This window comes from Streptomyces sp. NPDC056527, from assembly GCF_042794475.1.
Lineage (GTDB): Bacteria > Actinomycetota > Actinomycetes > Streptomycetales > Streptomycetaceae > Streptomyces.
This window is the reverse complement of record NZ_JBHTTQ010000192.1, coordinates 1-6095: the sequence shown is the minus strand read 5'-3', so window position 1 is coordinate 6095 and position 6095 is coordinate 1. Positions and strand designations below refer to the sequence as shown.

5 protein-coding genes are annotated in these 6095 nt (G+C 70.4%); 3 read left to right on the top strand and 2 right to left on the bottom strand.

The features are described from left to right. Positions 1-36 precede the first annotated feature (36 nt). Both fabI and fabG read right to left on the bottom strand, forming a co-directional pair. Complete coding sequence (fabI, locus tag ACFQ7Q_RS37300) at positions 37-813, bottom strand: enoyl-ACP reductase FabI (protein WP_383563457.1); 777 nt, start codon at positions 811-813, stop codon at positions 37-39. Positions 814-818: 5 nt separating this feature from the next. Next, positions 819-1523, bottom strand: coding sequence for a 3-oxoacyl-[acyl-carrier-protein] reductase (gene fabG, locus ACFQ7Q_RS37295; RefSeq protein WP_383563454.1), 705 nt, complete (start codon positions 1521-1523; stop codon positions 819-821). 197 nt (positions 1524-1720) lie between these two features. Between fabG and ACFQ7Q_RS37290 the strand changes: the two genes are divergently transcribed. The 3 genes from ACFQ7Q_RS37290 to tyrS all read left to right on the top strand — a co-directional run bounded on the left by ACFQ7Q_RS37290 (position 1721) and on the right by tyrS (position 6041). Next, complete coding sequence (locus tag ACFQ7Q_RS37290) at positions 1721-3241, top strand: TldD/PmbA family protein (protein WP_383563460.1); 1521 nt, start codon at positions 1721-1723, stop codon at positions 3239-3241. 82 nt (positions 3242-3323) lie between these two features. Next, complete coding sequence (locus tag ACFQ7Q_RS37285) at positions 3324-4715, top strand: metallopeptidase TldD-related protein (protein ID WP_383563451.1); 1392 nt, start codon at positions 3324-3326, stop codon at positions 4713-4715. Positions 4716-4769: 54 nt separating this feature from the next. Next, a complete protein-coding gene (gene tyrS / locus ACFQ7Q_RS37280) occupies positions 4770-6041 on the top strand; it encodes a tyrosine--tRNA ligase (RefSeq protein WP_383563448.1) in 1272 nt (423 codons plus the stop codon). Positions 6042-6095: the final 54 nt, after the last annotated feature.

Below are 6095 nucleotides of genomic sequence, written 5' to 3'. Positions count from 1 at the left end.
CCTCCGTGGAGGGGCGCCCGGCCTTCGTACGAGCCCTTAGGCGCCGATGGCGTGCAGACCGCCGTCGACGTGCACGATCTCGCCGGTCGTCTTCGGGAACCAGTCGGACAGCAGCGCCACGACGCCCTTGCCCGCCGGCTCCGGGTCGGCCAGGTTCCACTCCAGCGGGGAGCGGCTGTCCCAGACCGCGGCCAGCTCCGAGAAGCCGGGGATCGACTTCGCGGCCATCGAGCCGATCGGACCCGCCGAGATCAGGTTGCAGCGGATGTTCTGCTTGCCCAGGTCGCGGGCCATGTAGCGGTTGGTGGCCTCGAGCGCGGCCTTGGCCGGGCCCATCCAGTCGTACTGCGGCCAGGCGAACTGCGCGTCGAAGGTGAGTCCGACGACCGAGCCGCCCTCGCTCATCAGCGGCAGCAGCGCCATCGTCAGGGACTTCAGCGAGAAGGCCGAGACGTGCATGGCCGTGGCGACCGACTCGAACGGCGTGTTGAGGAAGTTGCCGCCGAGCGCGTCCTGCGGGGCGAAACCGATCGAGTGGACGACGCCGTCCAGACGGTCGCCGAGGTGCTCGCGCACCTGGCCCTCAAGGCGCGCCAGGTGCTCGTCGTTGGAGACGTCGAGCTCCAGGACCTTCACCTTGTCGGGGTGGGGCAGCTTCTTGGCGATGCGCTCGGTCAGCGTCGGCCGCGGCCAGGCGGTGAGGATGATCTCCGCGCCCTGCTCCTGGGCCAGCTTCGCGGTGTGGAAGGCGATGGAGGACTCCATCAGCACACCGGTGATCAGGATGCGCTTGCCCTCGAGAATTCCGCTCATGGTGATCAGTGACCCATGCCCAATCCGCCGTCAACCGGGATGACGGCTCCAGTGATGTACGAGGCGTCGTCGGAGGCGAGGAACTTCACCGCGGCGGCGATCTCCTCCGGCTGCGCGTAGCGGCCCAGCGGCACCTGGGACACGATGCCGGCGCGCTGCTCGTCGGTGAGGACGGCGGTCATGTCGGTGTCGACGAAACCGGGCGCGACGACGTTGAAGGTGATGTTGCGCGAGCCGAGCTCCCGGGCGAGGGACCGCGCGAAACCGACCAGGCCGGCCTTCGAGGCGGCGTAGTTCGCCTGACCCGCCGAGCCGAGGAGACCCACGACCGAGGAGATCAGCACGACGCGGCCCTTCTTGGCGCGCAGCATGCCGCGGTTGGCACGCTTCACGACCCGGAAGGTGCCGGTGAGGTTGGTGTCGAGGACGGAGGTGAAGTCCTCTTCGGACATGCGCATGAGCAGCTGGTCCTTGGTGACGCCGGCGTTGGCCACCAGCACCTCCACGGGACCGTGCTTCTCCTCGATCTCCTTGTACGCCTGCTCCACCTGTTCGGCGTCGGTGATGTCGCACTTGACGGCGAGGAAGCCGGCCGGCGGCTCTCCGGAGCGGTACGTGATCGCGACCTTGTCGCCGGCATCGGCGAACGCGCGGGCGATGGCGAGGCCGATGCCCCGGTTGCCTCCGGTGACGAGAACCGAGCGGCTCAACGGATCACCCTTTCGATAGCGGTCTGGTTACCGAAAACCTATCGGTCCCGTCCCTTCCGCGAGGAATCGACCCCTGACAGTGGCGTACGGATGTCACTGTCGGGTCCCTACATAAAGCTCTGGGCGTGGCGGCCGAAAGCGCGACATGATCGGGGGCGACCGGTCTCACACGACAGGAGACAGCTGTGCCATCTGGCATCCATTCCATCGACGCAGCCTTCACCGCGCTGCCGTTGCGGGCGCTGGCGGACGCCGCGCTCGCCCGCGCGCGTGCCCTCGGCTCCGACCATGCCGACTTCCGTCTGGAGCGGGTGCGCAGCGCCTCGTGGCGGTTGCGGGACGCCAAACCCTCGGGTTCATCGGACACCACGGACCTCGGGTACGCGGTGCGGGTGGTGCACGGCGGAGCCTGGGGGTTCGCCTCCGGGGTCGACCTGACCATGGACGGGGCCGCGCGGGTCGCCTCGCAGGCCGTCGCCATGGCCAAGCTGTCCGCCAAGGTGATCGCCGCGGCGGGCTCCGACGAGCGTGTGGAGCTGGCCGAGGAGCCGGTGCACGCGGAGCGGACCTGGATCTCCTCGTACGAGATCAACCCGTTCGACATCCCCGGCGCCGAGAAGAGCGCGCTGCTCGCCGACTGGAGCGAGCGGCTGCTGCGGGCGGACGGTGTCGCGCACGTCGACGCCTCGCTGATGACCGTCCAGGAGAACAAGTTCTACGCGGACACGGCGGGCACCGTCACCACCCAGCAGCGGGTCCGGCTGCATCCGCAGCTCACGGCGGTCGCCGTGGACGAGACGACCGGCGAGTTCGACTCGATGCGGACGATCGCGCCGCCGGTCGGGCGCGGCTGGGAGTACCTGACCGGCACCGGCTGGGACTGGAACGCGGAGCTGGAGCAGATCCCCGGGCTGCTCGCCGAGAAGATGCGGGCGCCGAGCGTGGAGGCGGGGGCGTACGACCTGGTCGTCGACCCGTCGAACCTGTGGCTGACGATCCACGAGTCGATCGGCCACGCCACCGAGCTGGACCGGGCGCTGGGCTACGAGGCGGCGTACGCGGGGACCTCCTTCGCCACCTTCGACCAGCTGGGCAAGCTGGCGTACGGCTCGTCGATCATGAACGTGACGGGTGACCGGACCGCCGAGCACGGCCTCGCGACCGTCGGGTACGACGACGAGGGCGTCGAGGCGCAGTCGTGGGACCTGGTGAAGGACGGCACGCTCGTCGGCTACCAGCTGGACCGGCGGATCGCGAAGCTCACGGGCCTGGGCCGGTCGAACGGCTGCGCCTTCGCCGACTCGCCGGGCCATGTGCCGGTGCAGCGGATGGCGAACGTCTCCCTGCAGCCGGACCCGGGCGGGCTCTCCACGGAGGATCTGATCGGGGGCGTCGAGCGCGGTATCTACGTGGTCGGGGACCGGTCCTGGTCGATCGACATGCAGAGGTACAACTTCCAGTTCACCGGGCAGCGCTTCTTCCGCATCGAGAACGGCAGGCTGGCCGGCCAGCTGCGGGACGTCGCGTACCAGGCGACGACGACGGACTTCTGGGGGTCGATGGAGAAGGTCGGCGGCCCGCAGACGTACGTCCTCGGCGGCGCCTTCAACTGCGGCAAGGCGCAGCCCGGCCAGGTCGCGGCGGTCTCCCACGGCTGCCCCTCCGCCCTCTTCAGGGGCGTCAACATCCTCAACACGACGCAGGAGGCCGGTCGATGATCTCGCGCCACGCAATTCGCTGGGGGTCCGGGGGTCGTCCCCCGGGCAAGCACCGTCTCAACACGACGCAGGAGGCCGGTCGATGAGCCGCGTCAGCAAGCCGTACGAGATCGTCGAGCGGGCCCTGGAGCTGTCCCGCGCCGACGGGTGTGTCGTCATCGCCGACGAGGAGTCCTCCGCCAATCTGCGCTGGGCGGGCAACGCGCTGACGACCAATGGCGTCACCCGCGGCCGCACGCTCACGGTCGTCGCCACCGTGGACGGCGCGCAGGGCACCGCGTCCGGCGTCGTCTCGCGCTCCGCCGTGACCGTGGACGATCTGGAGCCGCTGGTACGGGCCGCGGAGGAGGCCGCCAGGGCCGCGGGGCCGGCCGAGGACGCGCAGCCCCTCGTCGAGGGCATCGACGCCTCGCCCGACTTCAGGGACGCGCCGGCCGAGACCAGCTCCGCCGTCTTCGCGGACTTCGCGCCCGCGCTCGGCGAGGCCTTCGCCCGTGCCCGGGCCGGCGGACGCGAGCTGTACGGCTTCGCGAACCACGAGCTGACCTCGACCTACCTCGGCACGTCGACGGGGCTGCGGCTCCGGCACGACCAGCCCAACGGCACCCTGGAGCTCAACGCCAAGTCCCCCGACCGCTCGCGCTCCGCATGGGCCGGGCGCTCCACCCGGGACTTCAAGGACGTCGACCCGGCCGCCCTCGACGCCGATCTGGCGCAGCGGCTCGGCTGGGCGGAGCGCCGGATCGACCTGCCGGCCGGACGGTACGAGACGCTGCTGCCGCCGACCGCCGTGGCCGACCTGCTGATCTACCAGTTCTGGTCGTCGACGGCCCGGGACGCGGTCGAGGGCCGCACGGTCTTCTCGAAGCCGGGTGGTGGGACCCGACTCGGCGAGACCCTCTCGCCGCTGCCGCTGACCCTGCGCAGCGACCCGAACGAGCCGGGTCTGGAGTCCGCGCCGTTCGTGATCGCGCACTCCTCGGGCGACGACTCCTCCGTCTTCGACAACGGTCTGCCGCTGGCGCCGATCGACTGGGTGCGGGAGGGGAAGCTGGAGCATCTGATCACCACCCGGCACACCGCGGCGCTCACCCGCCTGCCCGTGGCACCCGGCGCCGGGAACCTCATCCTGGACGGCGGCGGCGAGCGCTCGCTGGAGGAGATGGTCGCCTCGACGGAGCGCGGCCTGCTGCTGACCTGCCTCTGGTACATCCGCGAGGTCGACCCGGCGACGCTGCTGCTGACCGGGCTGACCCGCGACGGCGTCTACCTCGTCGAGAACGGCGAGGTGGTCGGCGAGGTGAACAACTTCCGGTTCAACGAGTCGCCGGTGGACCTGCTGTCGCGGGCCTCGGAGGCGGGGCGGACGGAGAAGACGCTGCCGCGCGAGTGGAGCGACTGGTTCACCAGGGCCGCGATGCCGGCGCTGCGGGTGCCGGACTTCAATATGAGCTCGGTCAGCAAGGGCGTCTGACCCCCATAGACTGAGTCACGGCGTGACGACCATCAACCAAGGAGACCGAGAATCGTGACGGACATCGTCGACGAGCTCAAGTGGCGCGGGCTGTTCGCCCAGTCCACCGACGAGGACGCCCTGCGCAAGGCTCTCGCGGACGGTCCCGTCACGTTCTATTGCGGTTTCGACCCGACCGCGGCCAGTCTCCACGTCGGCCACCTGGTCCAGGTGCTCACCGTCCGCCGGCTCCAGCAGGCCGGTCACCGGCCGCTGGCGCTGGTCGGTGGCGCCACCGGCCAGATCGGCGACCCGCGCCCGACGGCCGAGCGCACCCTGAACGACCCGGAGACGGTCGCGAACTGGGTGAACCGGCTGCGGAGCCAGATCGAGCCGTTCCTCTCCTTCGAGGGGGAGAACGCGGCGGTCATGGTGAACAACCTGGACTGGACCGCCGGCCTGTCCGCGATCGAGTTCCTGCGGGACATCGGCAAGCACTTCCGGGTCAACAAGATGCTGACCAAGGACTCCGTCGCCCGGCGCCTGGAGTCCGAGCAGGGCATCAGCTACACCGAGTTCAGCTACCAGCTGCTTCAGGGCATGGACTTCCTGGAGCTGTACCGGCGCTACGGCTGCACCCTGCAGCAGGGCGGGTCCGACCAGTGGGGCAACCTGGTGGCGGGCCTCGACCTGATCCACCGCCTGGAGCCGGGCGCCGAGGCGCATGCGCTGGCGACCCCGCTGATGGTCAAGGCGGACGGCACCAAGTTCGGCAAGACCGAGGGCGGGGCCGTGTGGCTCGACCCGGAGATGACGACGCCGTACGCGTTCTACCAGTTCTGGCTGAACGTGGACGACCGGGACATCTCGACGTACATGCGGATCCTGTCCTTCAAGTCCCGCGAGGAGCTGGAGGAGCTGGAGCAGCAGACCGCCGAGCGGCCGCAGGCCCGGGCCGCCCAGCGGGCGCTCGCCGAGGAGCTGACGACGCTGGTGCACGGCGCCGAGCAGTGCGCGGCCGTCATCAACGCCTCGAAGGCGCTGTTCGGGCAGGGCGACCTGACCGAGCTGGACGGGGCGACGCTGGCCGCCGCTCTCTCCGAGCTGCCGCACGCGCGCGTGGCGGAGCTCGGGCAGGTCGTGGACCTGTTCGTCGAGGTCGGTCTCGCTCCGAGCAAGTCGGGAGCGCGCCGCACGGTGAAGGAGGGCGGGGCGTACGTGAACAACGTGAAGGTCACCGCGGAGGACGCCGAGGTGTCGGCGGACGAGCTGCTGCACGGCCGCTGGCTGGTGCTGCGTCGGGGCAAGAAGAACCTGGCGGCGATCGAGGTCGGCGCCGAGGGCTGAGGCCCCGGAGCACGACGCGGCGGAGGCCGGTGCGCGCATCATGCGCGTACCGGC